Origin of the sequence: Bradyrhizobium sp. Ai1a-2 (genome assembly GCF_000426245.1) — a bacterium.
In the GTDB taxonomy this organism is placed as follows: Bacteria; Pseudomonadota; Alphaproteobacteria; order Rhizobiales; family Xanthobacteraceae; genus Bradyrhizobium.
Genome location: NZ_AUEZ01000055.1, coordinates 13922 through 37019 on the forward strand (window position 1 = coordinate 13922; position 23098 = coordinate 37019).

A 23098-nucleotide genomic window follows, 5' to 3' on the forward strand; every position below is an offset into this window, starting at 1 on the left:
CCGACTTGGCCGTTCGGTAAATCAGGACAGACCGACGAGACGGCGGATATCAACGGGCGTCGCGCCACCGGCGCGCAGTTCCCGCAATGCGGTCGCCGTGGTCGATTTCGACAGTTTCTGCCCGGCCGAATCACAGATCAGCCGGTGGTGCCGGTAGGTCGGCGGCGCGATGCCGAGCAGCGCCTGCAGCAGCCGGTGCACGCTGGTCGACCAGAACAGGTCCTGCCCCCTGACAACGTCAGTCACCCCCTGCAGGTCGTCGTCGATCACGACCGAGAGGTGATAACTGGTCGGCGTCTCCTTGCGCGCCAGGACAACGTCGCCCCACGCTTCCGGCCGGGCGGGTACGGTTCCGTGCTCGCCGCCGGGCCCCTCGCCCTGTTCAGTCCAGCTCAGATGTTTCGCCCGCTCACGGGCGGCCGCCATGTCCAGCCGCAGCGCGTAAGGCGCGCCCGCCTCGATCAGTCGCTGCCGCTCCGGCTCAGGCAGCGATTTCGCGGCACCCGGATAAAGCGGCGCGCCGTCGGGATCGCGCGGCCACGGTCCAACCGCCTCGCGCTCGGCGACCAGGAGCGCGATTTCGGCGCGGCTCTCGAAGCTCGGATAGAGCAGGCCCTGAGCCGCAAATTGCTCGACCGCCTTGCGATAGGCGTCGAAATGCTCCGACTGCCGCCGCACCGGCGTCTCCCAGGAGATGCCGAGCCAGGCGAGGTCCTCGTAGATCGCACTCTCGAACTTCGGGCGGCAGCGCGTCGGATCGATGTCCTCGATCCGCAGCAGGAATCGTCCCTTGGCCTCGCGCGCGAGGTCAAAATTCAACAACGCCGAAAAAGCGTGGCCGAGATGAAGATAGCCGTTCGGGCTCGGCGCGAATCGGAAAACGGGTGGCGACATTGTATTGGAATTCGTCATTGCCGGGCTTGACCCGGCAATCCATCCTCTAGGACTCTTACGATAGCAGATGAATGCGCGGGGTCATCCCCGATCAGGTCGGGGACAGGCGCCCGCGCATGACGCGACGAGACTGTTCTTTCCATGCTCATCCACTTCGAAACCCAGTCAGACCTCGAAGACGCAATCGAAACTCTTGTAAAGCAGGACAAGCGGCTGAAGCCGGTCCTGCAACTCACCGGCATGCCGGCGCTGCGGCAGCGCGAGCCGGGCTTTGCCGGGCTTGCCGCGATCGTCTGCGGCCAGCAGCTTTCGACCGCGAGCGCCGCGGCGATCTGGGGCCGGGTCAGCAAGGCGTTCGATCCCTTTCATCATGATGCGATCAGCAAAGCGCGCGCCGACCGCCTTGGCCGGCTCGGCCTGTCGGCGGCGAAGATCAAGACGCTGAAGCACATCGCGCGCGAGCTCGCCGCCGAACGGCTGAACCTCGACGTGCTCGCGAGCGAAGAGGCCGACATCGCCCACAACACGCTGACCGCGCTGCCCGGCATCGGTCCATGGACCGCGGACATCTACCTGTTGTTCTGCCTCGGCCATGGCGACGCCTGGCCGGCAGGCGACCTCGCCGTGCAGGAAGCGGTGAAGATCGGATTGGGGCTGAAGGAGCGACCGACCGCCAAGCAAATGGCGCCGCTGGCCGAGCCATGGCGCCCCTTGCGCGGCGCCGCTGCGCATCTGTGGTGGGCCTATTACCGTGTGCTGAAGAAGCGCGAAGGCGTCATTGCAGCTTCGAAAGGGAGTGCAGAGCCGTAGCCCGGGTGAAGCGCCAGCGTAACCCGGGACCGCTCGTCAACGTGGACGCAGGTGTCCCGGGTTGCGCTGCGCTCCACCCGGGCTACGGTCTATGTATCAAAGTTTGCGGCTGTCGTAGGCCCAATGGAGCAACGCCTGGCGTTGCCGCGGCCTGCACGTCAGATCGCCGGGCTCGCAACTGCGCTTGATCTGAGCGATATGTCGCCGGATCGCCTTCCAGCGCCTGATCTGCCGCGCATCCTCCGGTGGTATTCGACGGCCCATGTAATAGCGGCAATACCACTGAAACCATCCGCGCGGATCGTCGGGATGGATCCATCCTTTCTTTCGCCAGACCGAAAGAGGCTGACTCGCGTTGACGCCAAAGTAATTCAGCGAGCAGTCGCGCGCCGAGCGTGAAAGCCGGGCGCCCGCAAACCAGCTGGCCGGAAATTCCTTGCGGCAGTCCGTCATGTACTTGCCGCAGAATATGCCGAGTGCCAGCATCTGCTTCGGGGTAAGTTCGGGACGAAATTCCGGATCGAAATTGCGACCGACAGGCTCGGTGAGGACGTAGCGGTACCCACGCTGCATCTTGTCGTTGACTGCAACCTTTACAGGGCGTCGGCGCATGATTGTAAGCCTGATGTCCTTTGCGGCCTTGGGAAGAGCGCTTGCGAGGGTGCCGTACTCGACAAGCGCGGCGGACGGCGAAAGTTCACTGGACGGGCCCGTAACCCGGGCTACGAGGGCTAGCCGCGGAGCTTGGTGCGGTCTTCGCGGGCACTGGCGGTGACGAAGGCGATCACGGCGCGCACGGCGGGCAGCTCGACCAGGTCGGGATGCGCGAGCAGCCAGAGATCGGAGACGCTGGCGAGCTTCTGCGGCGCGACCCGCACCAGATCCGGGTAGCTTTCCGCGACAAAGCACGATAGCGCCGAGATGCCGAGCCCGGCGCGCGCGGCGGCCAGCATGTCGCCTTGCGACGAGCAGCGCATCACGACCGTTCCCTGCCGCGTGATGACATCGCTCCAGCGTGCCAGGTGCGCGTTCGACGCCTGGTCGGCAAAACCGATGACGCTGTGCCCGCGCCATTCGTCGCGCCGCTCTGGCAGCTTGCGCTGCGCGGCATAGTCGCGCGAGGCGTAGAACCCGGTGCCGAGCCGGCCTATTCTGCGGCCGATCAGGTTCTCCTCGCCGGCGTCGACCGGCCGCAGCACGACATCGGCCTCGCGGCGGCGCACGCTCGCCGGAAACGGATGGGTGATGACCTCGAGCTGGATATGGTCGTGATCGCGCAGGAACGGCCCGAGCCGCGGCATCAGCCAGTGCGCCGCCAGCGTCGCGCCGATCGACAGCTTCACGACGCCTCTGGCCTGCTCGCCGGTTGCGGAAGCCGCGGCCTCGGCGCGCAGCGCCGCGGCCGCCATGGCTTCGGCATGCTCGCGAAACTTGCGCCCCTGGGAGGTCAGCGACAATCCATCATTGGATCGCGCGAACAGGCGGGTGCCGAGCTGCTTCTCCAGCGCTGCGATCTTGCGGCCGACGGTCGGATGGCTCGCGCGCAGGCGGCGCCCGGCAGCGGCGAAACTCCTGGTCTCCGCCACGGCGACAAAGGTCTTGCACAGGTCCCAATCCATCCGGCGGCCTCGCGATAGCCTGTTCATTCCTGCTGAAATGACTGTTCAATATTGAACGGCACCATCGCTTCGTCCAGCCCTATATTGACAGCGTCAAGATCAAGATGCCGCAGGCACCGGAGGACCCAGGAAATGACGCTGCCCGCTTTTCTCGCCAACAGTCTCGAATTGCCGGTGGTCGGCTCGCCACTGTTCATCGTGTCAGGGCCCGATCTCGTGATCGCCCAGTGCAAGGCCGGCATCGTCGGCTCGTTTCCGGCGCTGAACGCCAGACCCGCCGGGAAGCTCGACGAATGGCTGACGCAGATCGAGGACGAGCTCGGTGAATACAAGGCGCAACATCCGGACAAGAAGGTCGCGCCTTACGCGGTCAACCAGATCTGCCACGCCTCCAACGACCGGCTGATGCGGGACATGGAAACCTGCGTAAAGCACAAGGTGCCTGTCATCATCACCTCGCTGCGGCCGCCGTCGGAAATCGTCGAAGCCGCGCATTCCTATGGCGGCGTGGTGTTTCACGACGTCATCAACGTCAAGCATGCACGGAAAGCCGCCGAGCAGGGCGTCGACGGCCTGATCCTGGTCTGCGCCGGAGCCGGCGGGCATGCCGGCACGCTGTCGCCGTTCGCGCTGGTGCGCGAGGTCAAGCAATGGTTCAAGGGCACCATCCTGCTGTCGGGCGCCATCTCCGACGGCTGGAGCATCGCCTCCGCGCTCGCACTCGGCGCCGACCTCGCCTACATGGGCACCCGTTTCATCGCCACCCAAGAGGCCAACGCCGATCCGCGCTACAAGCAGGCGCTGACCGAGCATGCCGCCCACGACATCGTCTATTCGAACCTCTTCACCGGCGTGCACGGCAACTACCTCGGACCGTCGATCGCGGCGGCCGGTCTCGATCCAAACAATCTGCCTGTCGCCGACAAGTCGAAGATGAACTTCGGCTCCGGCGGCAACATGAAAGCCAAGGCGTGGCGCGACATCTGGGGTTCGGGCCAGGGCATCGGCCAGATCGCGGATGCGCCGCCGGTCGCCGAACTGGTGGCGCGGCTCAAGGCGGAATTCGGCGAAGCGAGCGGTGATTTCCTGAGACGCGCGAGCGCGTGATTTCACCTCTCCCCGTAAGAACGGGGAGAGGGAGAAGTGGCACCAGCCGCTCCAAAATCAACAAGACACTCTATTGATCATCGGGAGAGAGACCATGAAGCTGCGGCACACACTCGCCGTCCTGTTTACGCTGGGTGCGATCACGACGGCCTTCGCCGATGACAAGGAAGATATCCGCATCGGCCAGACCCTGCCCTATAGCGGACCGCTGTCGGGCTTCGGTACCATCGGACGGACGCAGGAAGCCTTTTTTGCCAAGGTCAATGCCGAAGGCGGCATCGATGGCCACAAGGTGAAGTTCATCACGCTGGACGACGCCTATTCGCCGCCCAAGACGGTCGAGCAGACCCGCAAGCTGGTCGAGCAGGAAGAGGTGCAGATGATGTTCGGCTCGCTCGGCACTGCGACCAACAGCGCCGTGCACCGCTATCTCAACGGCAAGAAGGTCCCGCAACTGTTCCTTTTGAGCGGCGCGACCAAATGGGCCGACCCGAAGAACTTCCCCTGGACCATGCCCGGCATGGCCGCCTACGAATCCGAGGGCGTGGTCTATGCCAAATATGTGCTGCAGGCCAAGCCCGACGCCAGGATCGCGATCCTCTCCCAGAACGACGATTTCGGCCGCGACTATGTCGCCGGCTTCAAGCGCGCGCTCGGCCCCAAGGCCGCCAGCATGATCGTCGCGGAAGCGAGCTACGAGACCAGCGCGCCGACCATCAGCTCGCAATTGGCAACATTGAAGGCCTCAGGCGCCAACGTGCTGTTCGCCGTGGTGCTCGGGAAATTCACCTCGCAGTCGATCAAGGGCGTAGCAGAGCTGGGCTGGAAGCCCGAGCTGTTCTTCGTGCCGACCTCGGCTTCCTCGATCTCGTTCCTGGAGCCGGCGGGACTGGAGAATGCGGTCGGCCTGATCTCTTCGAGCAATCAAAAGGATACGATGGACGTGCAGTGGGCCGATGACGCAGGCGTGAAAGAATATCTTGCGTTCATGAAGCAATATCTGCCGAATGCCGACCTGAACAATTCGAACTACGCCGCCGGCTATCACTATGCGACGCTTCTGATGACTGCGCTCAGGGCATGCAAGGATGATTTCAGCCGCGAGAACGTCCTGCGCCAGGCGACCTCGCTCCGCGAGGTCAAGCTGCCGCTATTGTTGCCGGGCGTGACGGTATCGACCGGTCCGGATGATTATCTGCCGTTCCAGCAGTTGCAGTTGCGGCGCTTCAACGGCAAAAGCTGGGTAAGCTTCGGCGAGATCCTGGATGACCGCTGAGCATGATGACGGAAACGATCGGGAGCGCGAGATGATCGTCAGCGGTGAACGCCGGATCGGCTATGGCGAGATCAACGAGCGCATCGCCCGCGCGGCATCCGGGTTGCGTGCGCTTGGCGTGCGCGATCGCCAGCCGGTCGCGATGATGCTGCGCAACGACTTCGCGCTGTTCGAGGCGGTGGCCGCCTCCGCCGCGCTCGGCAGCCCGACCGTACCGATCAACTGGCACCTCAAGGCCGAGGAAGTCACCTACATCCTCGCCGACAGCGGTGCTGATGTCCTGATCTGTCACGCCGATCTGTTGCCGCAGATACGCGATGGGCTGCCCGCCGGGCTCAAGCTTCTGGTCGTGGCGACGCCACCCGAGATCGCCGCGGCCTACGGTGTGCCGCCTGAACTGACGCAGGTGCCCGACGGCCTGACCGACTGGGACCTCTGGCGCGACACGCATGCGCCCTTGACCGATGCCCCGATCGGCGCTGCGGCGATGTTCTACACCTCGGGCACCACGGGCCAGCCCAAGGGCGTGCGGCGCAAGCCGATGCCGCCCGAACTGCAGGCCGCGGCAGTCCGCGTCGCCACGATCGCCTACGGCATCAAGCCGAACGACAACCAGGTCGTCCTGATGAATGGGCCGATGTATCATTCGGCGCCGCACAGCTACGGCATGCTGGCGTTCCGCTGCGGCTGCACCATTGTGCTCGAGCCGCGCTTCGATCCCGAGGATCTGCTGCAGCTTACCGAGCGCTACCGCGTCACCCACATGCACATGGTGCCGACGATGTTCGTGCGGCTGCTGCGGCTGCCGGAGGAAACGAGACGGCGCTACGACGTCTCCTCGCTGCGCTTCATCATTCATGGCGCCGCACCCTGTCCGCAGGATGTGAAGCGCGCGATGATCGACTGGTGGGGACTGGTGATAAACGAATACCTGGGCTCCACCGAGACCGGGATTCCGGTCTGGCATTCGGCGGCGGAGGCGCTCGCAAAGCCCGGCACCGTCGGCCGCGTGATCGAGGGCGGCATCGTGAAGATCTTCCGCCCCGACGGGACGGAATGCGACGTCAACGAGCCCGGCGAGATCTTCATGCGGCAGACGACGATCCCGGATTTCGACTATCAGGGCAATGCCAAGGCGCGCGCCGAGGCCGGGCGTGAGGGCCTCGTCAGCGTCGGCGACGTCGGCTATCTCGATGCGGACGGCTATCTGTTCCTGTGCGACCGCAAGCGCGACATGGTGATCTCGGGCGGCGTCAACATCTATCCCGCCGAGATCGAGAACGCGCTGATCGGCATGGAAGGCGTGCGCGACTGCGCGGTGTTCGGCGTCGCTGACGACGAATATGGCGAGCGGCTGTTCGCCTGCATCGAGCCTGAGCCGGGCGCGACGCTGTCGGTCGCCGCCGTGCAGGATTTTCTGCGCAGCAAGCTTGCTAACTTCAAGGTGCCCAAGGACATCCAGTTCGTGGACGCGCTGCCGCGCGAGGCCACCGGCAAGATATTCAAGCGCAAGCTGCGCGATCTGCATCGCGAAGGCACGCTGCGCGCAGCCGTGTGACACGGCCGGGACAAAGGCGCTCTCACGCCTTTTCACGTGTGCGTTAGGAACGGCTTCGTCGCCCTTTCGCGGCCTCGGTCTGCGCCCAACTTTGCGGCATTGTTTACTGCATTGCTGGGCAAGATCCGGAAAAGTGGATACCGGTTTTCCCCCGCGACAAACGCGAAGCGTTTGCGCGGAGATCATGCCCAAATAAGCAAGACGGAGCGTGATCGGGGTGACGAAGTTCGGTCAGGTGCGTTGGGCTCAGAGGGATGGCAGGCCGCCGACGATGTCCCAAGCGGACGGTCCGGCGGGCGAAAGCGGTATCCGTGTATTCCGAGCGCTATTCGACGGTGGAGCGCATTTCAGCGCCACCACGGAGCAGCATTTCGTCTTCTTTCAGATGTCACCTCATTTGTGGCTCGATTGCCGAATGGCCGGACGGCGGCTGCAGCACGAGACGGCCCAGGGCGCGCTCGCGATCTGTCCGGCCGGCGTGGACTCTTCCGCCGATGCCGAGGGCACGGCCGATATGCTGCTGATCGCCGTCAAGCCGACCCAGCTTGTGCTTGCCGCCGCGGAAGATTCTGCGCTCGAAGCGGAGCTTCCGGAGCGGCTGTCGGGATATGATCAGACGCTTCAGCAGGTCGCGCAGTCACTGGCCGCTGAGAGCGCCCAAGGCTATCCGAATGGCCCGCTGTTCTGGAGCGAAGCCGCCAGCCGCTTCATCGGCCGCCTGGTGTCCAACTATACGTCGACGCCCCGAAGCCCCCTTCGCGGCCGGCTCGGTCGAGGCGCGCTGCAGCGGATCAGAGACTATGTGCTCACCAACCTCGCCGAGCCGATCGAGGTCGCCGATCTGGCCGCACTCGACGGCCGCAGCTCGTTCCATTTTACGCGCGTATTCACCCGGTCGGTCGGCGTGACGCCGTATCGCTACGTCGTCCATCTCCGCCTGCAGGCGGCGGCACGGCATATGCGCGAGGGACGAATGGGCCTCGCCGAGATCGCAGCCGACACTGGATTTGCGGATCAGAGCCATTTGTCGCGATGGGTCCGACGCGTCTACGGCGTCGCGCCCTCCGAATTCGCCTAAGTACGGAGCAAAACCGCAGGAATCTTCACGAACGCAGGGCCCGCTTCTCCGTAAATCGACAGACAACGCCGAGCATCTCGCTCGCGTCGATCACAGGAGAGTGAAGCCATGTCTGACACGATCGATGCCGCCTGTCGCGGCCTGAGCGAGGACTTGCTTGGACTGGTGTCATTGCCTGGCGATGGTCGCTATGCGGCGGCGACCAGCATCTGGGCCAAGCAGGTCGGCGTCACGCCCGGCGCGGTCGTGCATTGCCGAACCGCCAGGGACGTTCAGGATGCGATTCGCGCCGCGCGCGAGCGCGAGCTGCCATTGTCGGTTCGCGGCGGCGGCCATGACTGGGCGGGCCGTGCGCTCTGCGACGGACTCGTGATCGACTTGAGCGGCATGCGCAGCGTCGTGCTGAGCCCCGACCGCAGCAGCGCCACGATTGGAGGCGGAGCCCGCGCCGCCGATGTCGTTGCTGTCACCGATCCGCACGGGCTGGCGGTGGTGGCAGGATCGGTTTCGAGCGTCGGCATCGCGGGGCTCACGCTCGGCGGCGGCTATGGTCCGCTGATCGGACGCTTCGGACTGGCGATCGACAACATGCTCGCCGCCGAAGTCGTGCTGGCCGATGGCCGCATCGTGCATGCCGACAGCGAGACCAACCCCGATCTGTTCTGGGCGCTGTGCGGCGGCGGCGGTAATTTCGGCGTGGTGACGGCGATGCGACATCGCGTCCATGAACTGCCGAGCGTTCATTCCGGCATGCTCGTCTACCCCTTTTCCGAGGCCCACGGCGTGCTGGAGCGGTGCAGCGCACTGATGGCGGAGGCAGCGGACGAATTGACGGTGCAGCACACGCTTATGGCCGATCCAAGCGGCGCGATGCTGGTCCTGGTCGTTCCAACCTGGAGTGGCCGGCCCGAAGAGGGCGAAGCAAGGCTTCGGCCATTTACCCGACTGGGAACGCTGCTCGCGGGCGGAATCGAACGGAAATCCTATGGGGCTCTGCTCGGCATGTTCGATCCCTACATCGCCAACGGATTGCAGACAGTGATGGATAGTTGCTGGCTGCCGTCGCTCGACCGCAACGCCATCGACGCGTTCGTCTATGCGATGGAAAACACCGTCTCGCCGGGCTGCGCGATCATCACCCACGAATTCCGCGGCGCTGCGTCAAGTGTCACCGAGGCCGCGACGGCCTTCGGACTGCGCCGCGATCATCTGCTGGTCGAAATCCTGGCAAGCTTCCCGGATCAATCCGACGCCGGCGACATGCCACGGCACCGGAACTGGATGCACGCCACGCGCGAGGCCTTCGCCGCCGCACTGCCCGGCGGTTACCCGAACTTTCTCGGCAAGGATGAGCTCGATCGCGCAAGACAGAGCTACGGCGGCAACGCCGGGCGGCTGATGGAGATCAAGCACCGCTACGATCCCGACAACGTTTTCTCTTCCGCCATTCCGCTGCCGCGTTCCGCTTGAGCATTGAGGATACGCATGCTGATTCATGTTGTTAGTACTGCGGTCGTGTTCATGCTGACTGCTCTCGGGGTGAAGAGGGCAGCTCCGCGTCTGCCTCGGCCTCGCGCCCACAATTTCAAGCGGCTGGTCAGGCCGACACCCGCCTCATCCGAGCAGCCGGAAGCGAACAGCGTTTTAAACTATGTTGCTGTTGCAAAACCTCCATCGCCCGACGCAAAGATGGCGGCACGTCACGAGCCGGAGCCGCCGCCATGAAATCGACCGACTTCGTCGTCGCCCGCAATGATCTCAAGCAATACAAGTTCATCGAGCAGACGGTGCCTGATGCCGCCGCGCTTCCGAGCGAGACGCTGCTGGTCAAAGTGACGAGCTTTGCGCTGACCGCCAACAACATCACCTATGCGGTGCTCGGCGACGAGTTGAAGTACTGGCAGCTCTTCCCCGCACCGGATGGGTTTGGCAACATCCCGGTGTGGGGATTTGGCGAGGTGCTCGCCTCCCGCCATCCGAACGTTGCCGAAGGCGAACGATTGTTCGGCTATTTCCCGATGGCGACGCACCTTGTGATCGAAGCCGCCGATGTCAGCAAGCGCGGTCTGCGCGACGGCGCCGCACATCGGCAAGGCGTGGCGCCGGTCTACAATGCCTATGCGCGCGTGAGCGGCAATTCCGCCTTTGCCGGGCGGCAGGGCGACTACCAGGCCTTGCTGCGGCCGTTGTTCATGCTGTCGTTCCTGGTTGATGACTTCCTCGCCGAGAACGGATTTTTCGGCGCGGAGAGCGTGATGCTCTCCTCCGCCTCCAGCAAGACCGCCTTTGGGCTCGCGCATCTCCTGCACGCCAGAGGCATCAGGGTGATCGGCCTGACATCAGCGGCCAATACGGGCTTCGTGAATTCGCTCGGCTGCTATGACGACGTCGTCACCTATGATCGCGTCGCGTCCCTGGCCGCCGATCGACCGGCGGCGTTCGTGGACATGGCCGGCAACAGCGGCCTGCGTGAAACGCTGCACCGACATTTCGGCGCGCAGATGAAATATTCGGGGCGCGTCGGACTGACGCATCGTCGCTCGTCGGAAAACGAGCCGGAGCTGCCGGGCGCCAGGCCGAGCTGGTTCTCCGCGCCCGAGCAGATCCGCAAGCGCGCCAAGGAGTGGGGACCGGGCGGAATCGAGACCCGTTTCGGCCCAGCCTGGTCCGGCTTCGCGCCAAAGCTCGAACAATGGCTCAACGTGACCGAGGGTCGCGGGCCTGCCGCCGTGCAGGCAGCCTATTTTGATACCCTCAACGGCCGTGTGCCACCGGATCTAGGACACATCCTGTCGCTCCATGCATGATCCGGAAAAGTGGGAACCGGCTTTCCCTCGCGACAAACGCGAAGCGTTTGCGCGGAGATCATGCTGAACAAGAGATGAGATCGTGCTTCGATTGAATTCAATCGAACCACGATCTCAGCGAATAGCCGACATCCCGTCACGGCCTTTCTGCGGCCTGCCAAATAGGTATAGGCTGCGATGGAACACGCCGCGGAGACGGCCGTGATGGGAAACGCTCATGCTCGACAAGACCGACGACATCTCGGTGGCCGCCGACACTTGGCTCGCGCGATTCGAGGACGCACTTCGCAAACCCGGCGACGGCGCGCTCAATTTCCTTTTTCTCCCCGATAGTTCCTGGCGCGACATACTGGCGCTGAGCTGGAACATCCAAACCATCGACGGCGCGGACGCCATCATTGCCGAGTTGAAGCGGCATGCGGACCGTGCGGGGCCACGCCGCCTGGCGATCGATCCCGACCGCCGCTCGCCGCGCAAGGTGATGCGGGCCGGCACCAATGCGATCGAGGCGATGTTCAAGTTCGAGACCGCGGATGGACGCGGCAGCGGCATCGTCCGCCTGATCCCCGATGCGACCGACGGCAATACGCTGAAGGCGTGGACGCTGCTGACCGAGCTCGGCGAGCTCAAGGGTTTTGAGGAGCAGCTCGGCGTCAACCGCCCGCGAGGCAATGCCTATTCGCGCGACTTCCGCGGCCCGAACTGGCTCGACCTCCGCAAGGCGTCGACCGACTATGCCGACCACGATCCGACCGTGCTCGTCGTCGGCGGCGGCCAGAGCGGGCTCTGCATCGCCGCACGGCTGAAGCAGTTGCAGGTCGATACGCTGATCGTAGATCGCGAGGAGCGCATCGGTGACAACTGGCGCAAGCGCTATCACGCGCTGACCTTGCACAACCAGGTGCAGGTCAACCACCTGCCCTATATGCACTTCCCGCCGAACTGGCCGACTTATATCCCGAAGGACAAGCTCGCCAACTGGTTCGAAGCCTATGTCGATGCCATGGAGCTGAACTTCTGGACCAAAACCGAGTTCGAGGGCGGCCACTACAACGAGAATGAAGGCCGCTGGACGGTGACGCTGCGTTGCGCCGATGGCTCGAGGCGCGAGATGCATCCGCGCCATGTGGTGCTCGCGACCGGCGTCAGCGGCATTCCGAACGTGCCTGATATTCCCGGCCTGACGGATTTTTCCGGTAAGGTCATGCATTCCAGCCGCTATGACGACGGAGAGAACTGGAAGGGCAAGCGCGCCATCGTCATCGGCACCGGCAATAGCGGCCACGACATCGCCCAGGACCTCTATTCCAGCGGCGCCAATGTGACGCTGGTGCAGCGCAGCCCGACGCTGGTGGTCAGCATCGAGCCGTCGGCGCAGCTCGTTTACGCGCCCTATAATGACGGGACGCTCGACGACAACGACCTGATCACGATGTCGATGCCGCTCAAGCTGGGGCGCAAAAGCCACGCGATGGTGACGGAGAAATCAAAAGCGCTCGACAAGGACCTGCTCGAGGGCCTGACGCGCGTCGGCTTCAAGCTCGACTACGGCGAGGACAATACCGGCTGGCAGTTCAAATATCTGACCCGCGGCGGCGGTTATTATTTCAACGTCGGCTGCTCCGACCTGATCGTGAAGGGCGAGATCGCGCTGAAACAGTTTTCCGACATCGAGACGTTCGAAGCCAACGGCGCCAGGATGAAGAAAGGCGAACAGCTTGCCGCCGATCTCGTGGTGCTCGCGACCGGCTACAAGCGACAGGAGGAGTTGGTGAAGAAGCTGTTCGGCGCCGATGTCGCCGATCGCGTCGGCACCATCTGGGGCTTCGGCGAGGAGCAGGAGCTCCGGAACATGTACACCCGCACGCACCAGGCGGGCCTCTGGCTGATCGCCGGCGGGCTGGCGCAATGCCGGATCGGCTCAAAGCACCTGGCGCTGCAGATCAAGGCGATCGAAGAAGGCCTGCTGCCGCGCGACGTCGGGCCGCGGGCGGCGTTCGTATAGCTTGCACCGTCATTCCAGGTTCGCTTCGCGCCCCGGAATGACGGCGACCTTGGGGAGAGGAAATCACATGTCGACCATTCTCGGCTCCGGCGAGCATCGCTACCGTGTGGTGCAGAACTGGGCCAGGCTGCCCGACGGCTGGCAGCTCACCGACGTCGCTTCCGTCGCGGTCGACAGCAAGGACCGGATCTATGTCTTCAACCGCGGCAGGCACCCGATGATCGTGTTCGACCGCGAGGGCAATTTCCTGCGCAGCTGGGGCGAAGGCCTGTTCTCCCGCGCCCACGGCCTGCATATCGATGCCGACGACAATCTCTATTGCACCGACGACGGCGACCACACCGTGCGCAAATGCTCGGCCGAGGGCAAGGTGCTGCTGACGATCGGCATCCCTAGCAAGCCCGCGGCGTTCATGAGCGGGGAGCCGTTCAACCGCTGCACTCACACCGCGCTGTCGCCGAAGGGCGATATCTATGTCTCCGACGGCTACGGCAACGCCCGTGTCCACAAATTCACGCCTGACGGCAAGCTGATGCAGAGCTGGGGCGAGCCCGGCACCGATCCCGGGCAGTTCAACATCGTTCACAACATCGCAACCGATGCGGATGGCTTTGTCTATGTCGCCGACCGCGAGAACCATCGTGTGCAGGTGTTTGACGGCAACGGCAAATATGAGACGCAGTGGAACAACCTGCACCGTCCCTGCGCGCTCTGCTGTTGCGGCGGCCGGCAGCCGAATTTCGTGATCGGCGAACTCGGTCCGGGCATGGCGGTCAACCGCAAGGTGCCAAATCTCGGGCCCCGGTTGAGCATCGTCGATGCCAAGGGCAACCGCATCGCGCGGCTCGGCGGCGAAAACGGTCCCGGTATCGAGACCGGCAAGTTCCTGGCGCCGCACGGCATCGCGCTCGATTCCAGGGGCGACATCTATGTCGGCGAGGTCGGCGTCACCGACTGGAAGACCAGCTTTCCCGATGCCGAGATGCCGGCCGAGGTAAGGGTGGCGCGCTGCTTGCAGAAGCTGGAGAAGATTCCTTCCGCCTAGACGTGACGACTTGAGTACCCGGGACCGTCTGGCGATCCCGGGTGTTGTCTGATTAGCTGATTAGAACGTTAACCCACAAGCCTGACGGATGGCGACCTGAACCGGCGACGGCGGCAAGGCCGGATCAAACTCACGCCTCGGCAGCAGCGGCGGTTGTGCCATGAAGCGTGGACGTTCGCCTCGGTGAGGTTGCGCGGCATGAACCAGGAACGGATGGCACAGATAGACCGTGCCTGCCGCGCCAGTCGCCAGTTCAACTTCGCAATCTTCCGTGGAGGCGTAGCCGTGGGCAGAAAGCTGCCTGAGCGTCACACCAGCTTCGCCACAGGGCAGCAACTCCCGCGCAATGGTGGCATGCGAAGCTTTCCGGATCCTGGTCGGCGCATCGTCGGGACCAACATCCGAGAACAGGAACAGCATTAGCAATGCCCGTCCGCTGCTCTTGACGTTGGCACGCCACTCCATGAAATCCGGATCGTGATCGTCAAAACTCATGTCCACATGCCAGCCATCATCACCGGGGGGTTCTGGTGAGGGAAAGCGGATCGGGAAGGTCCCGAGCGCTTTGGGCGCAAGCCAGCGATCCTCACCGACGAGTTGATCGTAGGCCCTGTGCAGAGATGGCGTGTTGGCGGCTTCAATGAAGGGGGGTGAAGCCTTGTGCCCCACCCGAACGACTGGTTGAATCCAGTTCCGGGGTTCATCCGGCGACAGACCAATATCCGCCCACAGCTCGTCCCTGCATTGCCTTGCAAGGTCGGCGCTGAAGGCATTTTCGATTTTGACGAAACCGTCGGTGATGAAGGCCTGGACTTGATGAGGGGTCAGGCCGATGCAATCGGTGTTCTGCATTACACATTCTCCGTTCGGCCACCGCGTCGGCGGAGCCGTTTTGATCTGATATCGGCGCGGGTGCGCCGGAACGACTTGGGTCGTTCAGATCAGCGGGAAGAATGTGGACATGAACATCATGCCGTGAACGTATAGCGGGACGCAGGGTGGAATCAAGCGACGCAGGACAGCGAGCTTCCCCGAACGGGCATCGTCTCCAATTTTTTCCGGACCATGCTCGTGCTGCCGCGATCAGACCTCGCCGATCACCTCGCGCCGGCGCTGCTCGGATTCCTCGGCATAACGCCGCATCGCGTGCGCTTCGGTGAGGAGGCCGATCGGACAGCGCTCCTCGCCCTCCTCGACCACGGCGAGCGATTCCGCTTCCGCTGCATCGAATACCGCAATCGCTTCCTGGATGTTCATGGACGGATGCAGCACCACGTCGCTGTGGCGCAGGATGCCGGCGAGGCCGTTGTGCATGTCGACATCGGGCGCATGCGCTTCCGCGATCATGGCCAGCCCGGCGTAACGCCCGTCGCTATCGACCGCGACCACCTGCGTCTTGGAGCCGAGCGGGAATTGCTTGCGGAACTGCACGATCGGCATGTCCGCATTCACTGTCGTCATATCCCGGCGCATCAATTTGTCCACCGTGAGGTCGCGGATCCAGCCGACATCGGCGGCGCTGCGGATGGTCTCGCCGCGCAGATGCAAGCGCCAGGTCGCGAATGAATAGCCGAACAGTTCCCGGGTGATCATGGTGGAGATGATGACAGAAACCAGCACCGCCGTGGTGAGCCAGAGATTGCCGGTCGATTCCAGCGCGATAAACGACATCGTCAGCGGTCCGCCGATCACCGACGCCGACAACGCACTCATGCCGATCACCGCATAGACGTCGGGATCGAGGTTAAGGCCGGGCCACAGCATGTCGCAACCGGCGGCGAACAGCCGGCCGCCCAGCGCGCCCATGAACAGCGCGGCGAAGAACAGGCCGCCGCGAAACCCGCTGCCGAGCGAGACGATCGAGGCCATCGCTTTCAGGATCAGCACGCCGGCCATGAAGGCGAACGGCATCGACACGATGCCGCCGAGATGCAGCGCGCCATGCCCCGAGGACATCACCTGCGGCGTCAGCAGCGCCATCAGCCCGACCGCGAAACCGCCAAACGCTGTGCGCAGCGGCGGCCAGAGCCCGGTCTTTCCGAGCAGCGTTTCGCACAGCGTGACGCCGCGCATGATTGCGATGCCGAACAGCGCCGCCAGCACGCCGAGCAGCGCGGCGATGGCGAGGTCGCGGCCAAGCACATCGCCGACGGTATCGACGCCGATCCCCAGCGTCAGCACGCTGAAGGAATGTGCGACAAAATAGCCGGCGACGGCGGCAACCCCGACCGGCGCGAGGCTCGCGGGCGTATAGCCGCCGATCACAAGTTCGAAAGCATAGAAGGCGCCGGCCAGCGGCGCGCCGAAGGCACCGGCGATCGCCGCCGCCGCTCCGCAGCCGACCATGATGCGCTGATCGATGCGGCGCAGGTGGAAGGCGCGGCCGAGCGAAGCTGCGATGCCGCTGGAGAGCTGCGTATAGCCCGCCTCGAGCCCGACCGAGGCGCCGACGCCAGAAGACCAGATCGTCTGCAACGCGACGATCACGCTGCCGCGGAACGACATCCGCCCGCCATAAAGGGCATTGGCCTCGATCGGGTCGATCTCGCGCCCCGGCCGCCAGCGCGCCAGCGCCAGGAAGGCGAGGCCGAGGAGCAGCCCGCCCAGGCTCGGAACCAGCACGGCGCGCAGCGGATCGAGGCTGATCTGGCTGGAGAGCCGCTCGCCGAACGGCAGGTCGAACAGCGCCACATGCAGGACCGAGACCACGCCGCTCATGGCCGCGACCACCAGCCCGCCGATGGTTCCGGTCAGCGCCGCCAGGAACACCAGGCTCGTTTCATGCGCGCGGACGAAGGCGCGCAGCCGACGTGGTGCCTCGAGATAGCGGGACTTGGTGAGCATTGCGGAGGCCGCCGACGCAGGAGGATATATCTGCGGCCTCGTTTACGGGCCTTGCAGACAGGTGGCAATCACGGCGGGATCATGGCAGCGTGGAATACGATAAACGGCTCAACGCTCTTCACAATCCCGTCACGCTGCATGTAGTATGTCAGTACATGCTGCTTCGCAGCGATATGGAGGCCAGGAGCGTTACTTGAACGCACATGTCTCGCAAGGCGGTTGGCCGGTACTGGTCCTGAACGCGGACTTTCGGCCGCTGAGTTATTACCCCCTGTCGCTATGGTCGTGGCAGGACGCGATCAAGGCAGTGTTCCTCGACCGCGTAAATATCGTTGAATATTACGACCGGGCGGTACGCAGCCCCTCCTTCGAAATCCAGCTCCCAAGCGTCGTCTCGCTGAAGTCCTTCGTCAAGCCGACCACGCATCCTGCCTTCACGCGTTTCAACGTTTTCCTGCGCGATCGTTTCGCCTGCCAATATTGCAATTCGCCTGACGATCTCACCTTCGACCACATCATCCCGCGCAGCAAAGGCGGCCAGACCACCTGGGAGAACGTGGTCGCGGCCTGCTCGCCTTGTAACCTCAGGAAGGGCAACCTGACGCCGCAGCAGGCCAAGATGTTTCCGAAGCAGACGCCGTTCGCACCGACTGTGCATCAGCTCCACCGCAACGGCCGCCTGTTTCCGCCAAACTATTTGCACGACAGCTGGCTCGACTACCTGTACTGGGACACCGAGCTGGATCCGTAAGGGATTGTCGGGAGTGCCGCTGCGCCGGGACTCACAAGAGTGCCACAGGACGCATAAGAGCGTCCGCCGTGTCTCCGTCTCTCAATCCGTCAGAGTCGCATTGTGACCGGGATCTGCAGCGGCCCTCGAACGGAGCCTGGCGACCATTTCACGACCGCTCCCGGTGTCAGCGTGAAATCAGGGAATGTCCTGAGCCATTCCTCGATGGCGACACGGATTTCCATGCGCGCCAAATTGGCGCCGATGCAACGATGGATGCCGAGGCCGAACGCTGCATGGCGGTTCTCGGCACGATCGATGATGACCTGATCCGGGTCGGCGAACACCGCCGGATCACGATCGGCGGCGCCGTAAGCGAGCATGACCATTTCGCCCGCCTTGACCGGACAGCCTCCGATGGCCGTCTCCTTATCGATGACGCGGCCAACCACGGCGGGCGAATAAGCCCGAAGAAACTCCTCGATCGCCGTTGGAATGAGCTGCGGTTCGGCGACGAGGCGCTCTCGATCGTCCTCGTGGATGGCCAGATGCCACAAGCTGGCGCCAATCATACTCCAGGTCGTATTGATCCCGGCAACCAGAAGGAGACGTAACGTACCGAGAATGTGCTCATCGCTCAATGGTTGCCCGTTCAGCCGGGTTTCGATCAGCTGCCCAACCATGTCAGCCCTCGGCGTATCTCGGCGGTTGGCCACGTGCTCGGCGAAAAAGGCGTTCATCTCGGAACCGACGCGACGACCGATCTCGGGGTCGGCAAAGCCAAGTGTAATCTCGTGGATCCACCGTCGGAACGTGTCGCCCTGCTGCTCGGGGAGACCAAGCATAAACGCTATCACTCGCGTCGGGATCTCCTGCGCGTAATCCACAGCGATATCGCACTCGGTTCTTCCAGACAGGCGGTGCAACGTATCACTGCAGATTGAGCGCGTTCTCGGCTCAAGCGCCGCAACCGCCTCCGGCGTGAATGACGGCAGCAATATCTTGCGATGGTCGCGATGCAAGGGCGGATCGGACGTGATAGGCGGGAGCACACTGTCCGGCCTACCCTCGCGAATGACGACACGACGCGACGAAAAGTGCTTGGTATCGTAGGCCACGGCGCGGATGTCTTCATAGCGCAGCGGAAAGTAGACGCCTGCGAAACGATTGGTATGAGCAACCGGGCATGTGTCCCGCAACCCGCGCCAGATCGAATAGGGATCGTCAGCCCAGCGTGGATGAAGATGATCGAAGTCGCTTGCCCAATCGACAACCTGGGCGCGCTCGGGCATGTCCATGATCTCACTCGCTGGTTCGGCCAAATCCCCGATAGCGGGCACTGGCGAAGTGCTTGGCAAGAGCGCGGCTATGGATCGCCCGGTCCCACGCCTCTTCACCGCAACCTTGAAGCTCAACGCTAGAGGATCGACTCCACCTGGCCACGTGAATTCGCATTACGAAAGTAGTGGCGTCACTCCAATTGGCTACGCTTGAAAACAACCGCACAAAGCCAGCGTTACATCCGCGCCACGACAACGGGAGAGCGTCCTTGCGATGATTGCAACGCGGGGAAAGGGACGCTCTGCCTAGGTCAGCATCACTGACCTCTCCGTGGCAGCGCGGCAACAGCCAAATCACAAAATCGCGCTGCGCCGGTTTTCGCCATATCTACGGCGTTTCGCCTGACAATCGTGGCCTCGGTTATTCGCATGCTTGGCTTCTGCCTTGCGAGTTTCGCCGGCTTGGGGTGGCAACTGACCTCAGCCGGGACAGCGACGGCACGTGAAGGTAGCAGCGGGCGAGCCGTGGACGTCCGGGGTGGGATCAGCAGGGCCGAGTGCGGTTCCGGCTTCCTCCAGAAAGGTTGTCAAAATGCATCTCGCCAGCCGGTTTGCTGCCGCAACAGCTGCGTTCATTTTCGCAACAATGAATTCGCCGGTCCACGCGGCGGCGGGCCCGTGCGGGGAGATGGCTGAGGTCTCGGTCTTGCCCTCGCCGCTCGCTCCCTGGAAGGGGGAGCCGCTGCGCGTCATGATCGTCAGTGAAAAGCCGCTCGAGGGCGTGATGTCGCTGGTCGCGCCCGATGGAAGCGTCGCGGCCAAATCGTCCGATCGGCACGGCGGTGCGCCGTACTCCTGGTTCGCCGAGGTCGCCGTGCCGGCGGCGGGGACGTGGCATGCCACGCTCGCTCTCGACCACCCGACGGCGGATTGCAGCACGATCACTCACGATATCCCCGTGAGCGCACGCAAGCCGGCCCCTGTGGCTATTCCCGCCGGCCGCTTCTGGAAGGTGCGCAACAGCTGGAATCACGAAACGGAAACCTTGTTCTCGGCGTGGATCGAGAAACTGTTCGACGCGCCTGTCGATCAGGATCTGTCCTGGAAAGCCTGGCATGAAGTCCTGCGCGACCGGTCGCGCAATTTCCTGTTCAACTATCTTGGTCGCGGCGAAGACAATGTGAAGACCGGCCTTCGCCCCGACTGCGCCGACTTCGTGTACTTCCTGCGCGCCTATTTTGCCTACAAGATCGGGCTGCCGTTCGGCTATTCCAACTGCTCGCGCGGCGCCGGCGGCAGGGCGCCCAAATGCTACCAGTGGTTCGACATGGAGCATCCGGAGATGACACGTCCGCCGGCGCCGCCCGAACAGGAGATCGCGCCGGCGACCATCGCCGACGCCACGTTGCCTGGGCAAACGCCGGGGATCCTGAACATGTTCGGCCGGCCCCCGTCGGCCGGGACACCGGCGCCGGCAGCGGCTCCGCAGAAGCCGCAGCCAAAGCCACCGACAACGTTCAGCGAATATCTGCGGGACGTCGGCGACGTCGTGCATACGGGCGCCGTGCGGGTCGCCGCGAGCGACGAAAACACCGATTTCTACACCGTTCCGCTGGCGCAAGATACGCTCCGCCCCGGCACGGTGTACGCTGACCCCTATGGACACGTGTTGATGCTCGTTCATCGCGTGCCGGAGATGGACGGCAAGCCGGGCGTCTTCCTCGCCGTCGATGCCGAGCCGGACGGGTCGATCACGCGAAAGCGCTTCTGGCGCGGTAATTTCCTGTTCGTGCACGATCCTGCGCTCGGCAGCCCGGGCTTCAAGCACTTCCGGCCGGTCGTGCGCGACAAAGGCGGTTCGCTGCGGCGGTTGGCCAACGCCGAAATCACCAGCAATCCGCAGTACGCCGACTTTTCACTCGATCAGTCAAAGATGAGTGCCGAGGATTTTTACGATCGCATGGATGACGTGATGTCGCCCGACCCTCTCGATCCCGTGAAAGCGATGACGGACGCCATCGCAAGTCTGAACGAGCAGGTGAAGACGCGTGTGACCTCGGTCGAAAACGGACGAAAGTATCAGGAGAAGCAGGCTGGCGACGTGGCCATGCCCAACGGCCCCTCGATCTTCGAGACGTCGGGAGCCTGGGAGGATTACTCCACACCGGCGCGCGATTTCCGCCTGTTGATCGCGATGGACGTCGTGCGGGGTTATCCTGATCGCGTCGTGCGGCGGGGCGCGCGCTATGCAATGCCGAACGGCAGGAGCATCGCGGACGTGAAAAGCGAGCTGCAAGGGGTGCTTGCGTCCGAACTCGCCTCGCGAAAAATATCCTACACCCGCAGCGATGGCTCGCAGTGGACGCTGTCGCTCAAGGAGGTCCTCGACCGGGCCGCGAGCTTCGAGATGGCCTATAACCCGAACGACTGCGTCGAGGTGAGGTGGGGCGCGCCTGACAACAGCGAGGAGGCTTCCACGTGCAAGCGGCATGCACCGCAGGCGCAGCGCACGAAGATGTCGTCGGAGTACCGCACCTGGTTCCGCGAGAGGCACTGGCCGACGCACACCTGAATCGCGGTAGTCCCTAAGCCGAAGAAGGCTTCTTGGCTGATTTGACAGCTTCATGAGTCCGAGCACATGTCGTGCCGGGACTCATGACAGTGTCAAAGCACGCAAAACAGCGTCACGTTTCCCACCTTCAATAATCCCGACCATAGACGCACTTGGCCATGGTCCGCAGCGGAACGCCGAACCTGTTGTGAATGTCATACTCTACGAACGCCTCAAGGCGGCTGGGCTGCCGCGGAGGCCAATAGGGGGCGAAGTAGATCGGCTGCTGCCATTCGACGAGATTGACCCGGCGATACGCCGAGGGCGTCAGCATCCGCTGTTTCGCAGCCTGCTCACACCAATGAGCAAACGTGGATGCCTGTGCGCCGCAAGCCGGGGCAAGCGAAAGCACCAATGCTGTGAGGGCTAACTTGGCCTTCATTTGACTGCTCCTCGTGGGGATGACAACGCACAGGATTGCGTCGGTCTTTCATGAACGTCTGCCGAGATGTCGTGGCCGCTGCGTTGGACCAGTCTGCAATCACTTTGGCCGCCGGTCCATAAAAGACTGTACCGGTCAGCCCTGGCGGCATCCTAAAGGCCGGAGAGGTTAACCGCACAACCTCCAGATTGCCCTTTCCGCTCTGAATCCGTTAAGAGTAGCGCGCATCAAGAAGGACTTACCGGTTTGAGCGCTCTAGATCCTACTGACAGTTCTCAGCTTTCGGTTCTCGCCGAAGAGATTCGTCATTTCCGGAAGAAGAACAACTTCTCGCTCGAACAGCTCGCCGAGGCGTCCGGTGTCAGCCGCTCCATGATCTCCAAGATCGAGCGCTGCGAGACGGTTCCCTCGACGGTGATCCTGTCCAAGCTGGCGGAAGCGCTGGGCGTCACGTTCTCGCAACTGATGGCGCCGGCAGTCGAACGCGAGATCGTTCATATCCCGGCCGCCCGCCAGCCGATCCTGAGGGACGAGGAATCCGGCTTCCTGCGGCGGTGTATTTCTCCCGTGCTTCCCGGACGCGGGATCGACTGGGTGCTCAACACGCTGCCGCCGGAAGCGGAAACCGGAAACTTCGTGGCTCATCGCCGGGGCGTGGAGGAATACATCTTCGTGCTGCGCGGACGGATGCGGGTCTCGATCGGCGATCAGCGCGTCAATCTCAATCAGGGGGATTCGCTGTATTTCCAGGCGGATGCCGACCATTCGTTCCTCAATCTCGGCAAGACGCCGTGCGAGTATTTCCTTGTGATCGACACTGCGAAGGCACGATCGTAATCCACTATAGTGGAAATTAATCTTCTATTCGCACCTTGATCCGCCGCGGCTGTGCCGCGGCCAGAGCCGCTTTTTCAGTCAGTTCGGTCAATTGATGGGCGTCGGCGCGCTGTCGCAGGCACCTTTGCACAATTGCCTGCAGCGGCCAATTTGCAGGCTCCTTTGTGCGTCCGCAGCTTTCAAATTCATCAAGGCATTCGAGCTTGCGAAAAAGC

19 protein-coding genes are annotated in these 23098 nt (G+C 63.4%); 12 read left to right on the forward strand and 7 right to left on the reverse strand.

Features of this window, described 5'->3' with window-relative positions; genetic code table 11:
• Nucleotides 1-21: 21 nt before the first annotated feature.
• Nucleotides 22-894, reverse strand: a complete 873-nt coding sequence (gluQRS, locus tag K288_RS0129080; RefSeq protein WP_027582723.1) for a tRNA glutamyl-Q(34) synthetase GluQRS — start codon at nt 892-894, stop codon at nt 22-24.
• 141 nt (nt 895-1035) lie between these two features.
• On the opposite strand from gluQRS, the gene K288_RS0129085 reads away from it, so the two are divergent.
• The gene (locus K288_RS0129085; RefSeq protein WP_027582724.1) at nt 1036-1704 is read left to right on the forward strand and encodes a DNA-3-methyladenine glycosylase; all 669 of its coding nucleotides are present in this window, start codon (nt 1036-1038) and stop codon (nt 1702-1704) included.
• A 96-nt stretch (nt 1705-1800) separates the two neighbouring features.
• Here the strand turns inward: K288_RS0129085 and K288_RS0129090 are convergent, their stop codons facing one another.
• Entirely contained in the window at nt 1801-2316 is a 516-nt protein-coding gene (locus tag K288_RS0129090) for a hypothetical protein (RefSeq protein ID WP_027582725.1), read from the reverse strand.
• Nucleotides 2317-2435: 119 nt separating this feature from the next.
• A complete protein-coding gene (locus K288_RS0129095; protein ID WP_027582726.1) occupies nt 2436-3323 on the reverse strand; it encodes a LysR family transcriptional regulator in 888 nt (295 codons plus the stop codon).
• 132 nt (nt 3324-3455) lie between these two features.
• Here K288_RS0129095 and K288_RS0129100 point away from each other — a divergent pair, with 132 nt between their 5' ends.
• From K288_RS0129100 to K288_RS0129135, 8 genes are all read left to right on the forward strand, one after another.
• A complete protein-coding gene (locus K288_RS0129100) occupies nt 3456-4430 on the forward strand; it encodes a nitronate monooxygenase family protein (RefSeq protein ID WP_027582727.1) in 975 nt (324 codons plus the stop codon).
• A 94-nt stretch (nt 4431-4524) separates the two neighbouring features.
• Nucleotides 4525-5706 (forward strand): ABC transporter substrate-binding protein, encoded by a 1182-nt coding sequence (locus K288_RS0129105; RefSeq protein ID WP_027582728.1) that lies wholly within the window; start codon nt 4525-4527, stop codon nt 5704-5706.
• A complete protein-coding gene (locus K288_RS0129110) occupies nt 5696-7264 on the forward strand; it encodes an acyl-CoA synthetase (protein WP_343208725.1) in 1569 nt (522 codons plus the stop codon). Before K288_RS0129105 ends, K288_RS0129110 begins: the two co-directional genes overlap by 11 nt.
• Before the next feature lie 271 nt (nt 7265-7535).
• Complete coding sequence (locus K288_RS49765) at nt 7536-8342, forward strand: AraC family transcriptional regulator (RefSeq protein ID WP_152535730.1); 807 nt, start codon at nt 7536-7538, stop codon at nt 8340-8342.
• A gap of 108 nt (nt 8343-8450) precedes the next feature.
• Nucleotides 8451-9812 carry an FAD-binding oxidoreductase gene (locus K288_RS0129120; RefSeq protein ID WP_027582731.1) on the forward strand — a complete coding sequence of 454 codons (1362 nt, stop codon included), beginning with the start codon at nt 8451-8453 and terminating at the stop codon, nt 9810-9812.
• Between the two features lie 251 nt (nt 9813-10063).
• Nucleotides 10064-11149 carry a DUF2855 family protein gene (locus K288_RS0129125; RefSeq protein ID WP_027582732.1) on the forward strand — a complete coding sequence of 362 codons (1086 nt, stop codon included), beginning with the start codon at nt 10064-10066 and terminating at the stop codon, nt 11147-11149.
• Nucleotides 11150-11366: 217 nt separating this feature from the next.
• Nucleotides 11367-13154: an NAD(P)/FAD-dependent oxidoreductase gene (locus K288_RS0129130; protein WP_027582733.1), complete on the forward strand. Its 1788-nt coding sequence runs from the start codon at nt 11367-11369 to the stop codon at nt 13152-13154.
• Between the two features lie 67 nt (nt 13155-13221).
• Nucleotides 13222-14199, forward strand: coding sequence for a peptidyl-alpha-hydroxyglycine alpha-amidating lyase family protein (locus K288_RS0129135; RefSeq protein WP_027582734.1), 978 nt, complete (start codon nt 13222-13224; stop codon nt 14197-14199).
• 60 nt (nt 14200-14259) lie between these two features.
• Here the strand turns inward: K288_RS0129135 and K288_RS0129140 are convergent, their stop codons facing one another.
• Together K288_RS0129140 and K288_RS0129145 are read right to left on the reverse strand one after the other, a co-directional pair.
• On the reverse strand, nt 14260-15051 hold the full coding sequence (locus K288_RS0129140; RefSeq protein ID WP_027582735.1) for a hypothetical protein: 792 nt from the start codon (nt 15049-15051) through the stop codon (nt 14260-14262).
• A gap of 231 nt (nt 15052-15282) precedes the next feature.
• Nucleotides 15283-17043 (reverse strand): chloride channel protein, encoded by a 1761-nt coding sequence (locus tag K288_RS0129145; RefSeq protein WP_027582736.1) that lies wholly within the window; start codon nt 17041-17043, stop codon nt 15283-15285.
• Between the two features lie 193 nt (nt 17044-17236).
• On the opposite strand from K288_RS0129145, the gene K288_RS0129150 reads away from it, so the two are divergent.
• Nucleotides 17237-17794: an HNH endonuclease gene (locus K288_RS0129150; RefSeq protein ID WP_027582737.1), complete on the forward strand. Its 558-nt coding sequence runs from the start codon at nt 17237-17239 to the stop codon at nt 17792-17794.
• An 89-nt stretch (nt 17795-17883) separates the two neighbouring features.
• Here the strand turns inward: K288_RS0129150 and K288_RS0129155 are convergent, their stop codons facing one another.
• Entirely contained in the window at nt 17884-19065 is a 1182-nt protein-coding gene (locus K288_RS0129155) for a cytochrome P450 (protein ID WP_027582738.1), read from the reverse strand.
• Nucleotides 19066-19645: 580 nt separating this feature from the next.
• Here K288_RS0129155 and K288_RS0129160 point away from each other — a divergent pair.
• On the forward strand, nt 19646-21625 hold the full coding sequence (locus tag K288_RS0129160) for a hypothetical protein (RefSeq protein WP_027582739.1): 1980 nt from the start codon (nt 19646-19648) through the stop codon (nt 21623-21625).
• A gap of 127 nt (nt 21626-21752) precedes the next feature.
• On the opposite strand, the gene K288_RS52720 is transcribed toward K288_RS0129160, so the two are convergent.
• Nucleotides 21753-22046 (reverse strand): hypothetical protein, encoded by a 294-nt coding sequence (locus K288_RS52720; RefSeq protein ID WP_152535731.1) that lies wholly within the window; start codon nt 22044-22046, stop codon nt 21753-21755.
• A gap of 246 nt (nt 22047-22292) precedes the next feature.
• On the opposite strand from K288_RS52720, the gene K288_RS0129170 reads away from it, so the two are divergent.
• Nucleotides 22293-22883, forward strand: coding sequence for an XRE family transcriptional regulator (locus K288_RS0129170; RefSeq protein ID WP_027582741.1), 591 nt, complete (start codon nt 22293-22295; stop codon nt 22881-22883).
• Nucleotides 22884-23098: the final 215 nt, after the last annotated feature.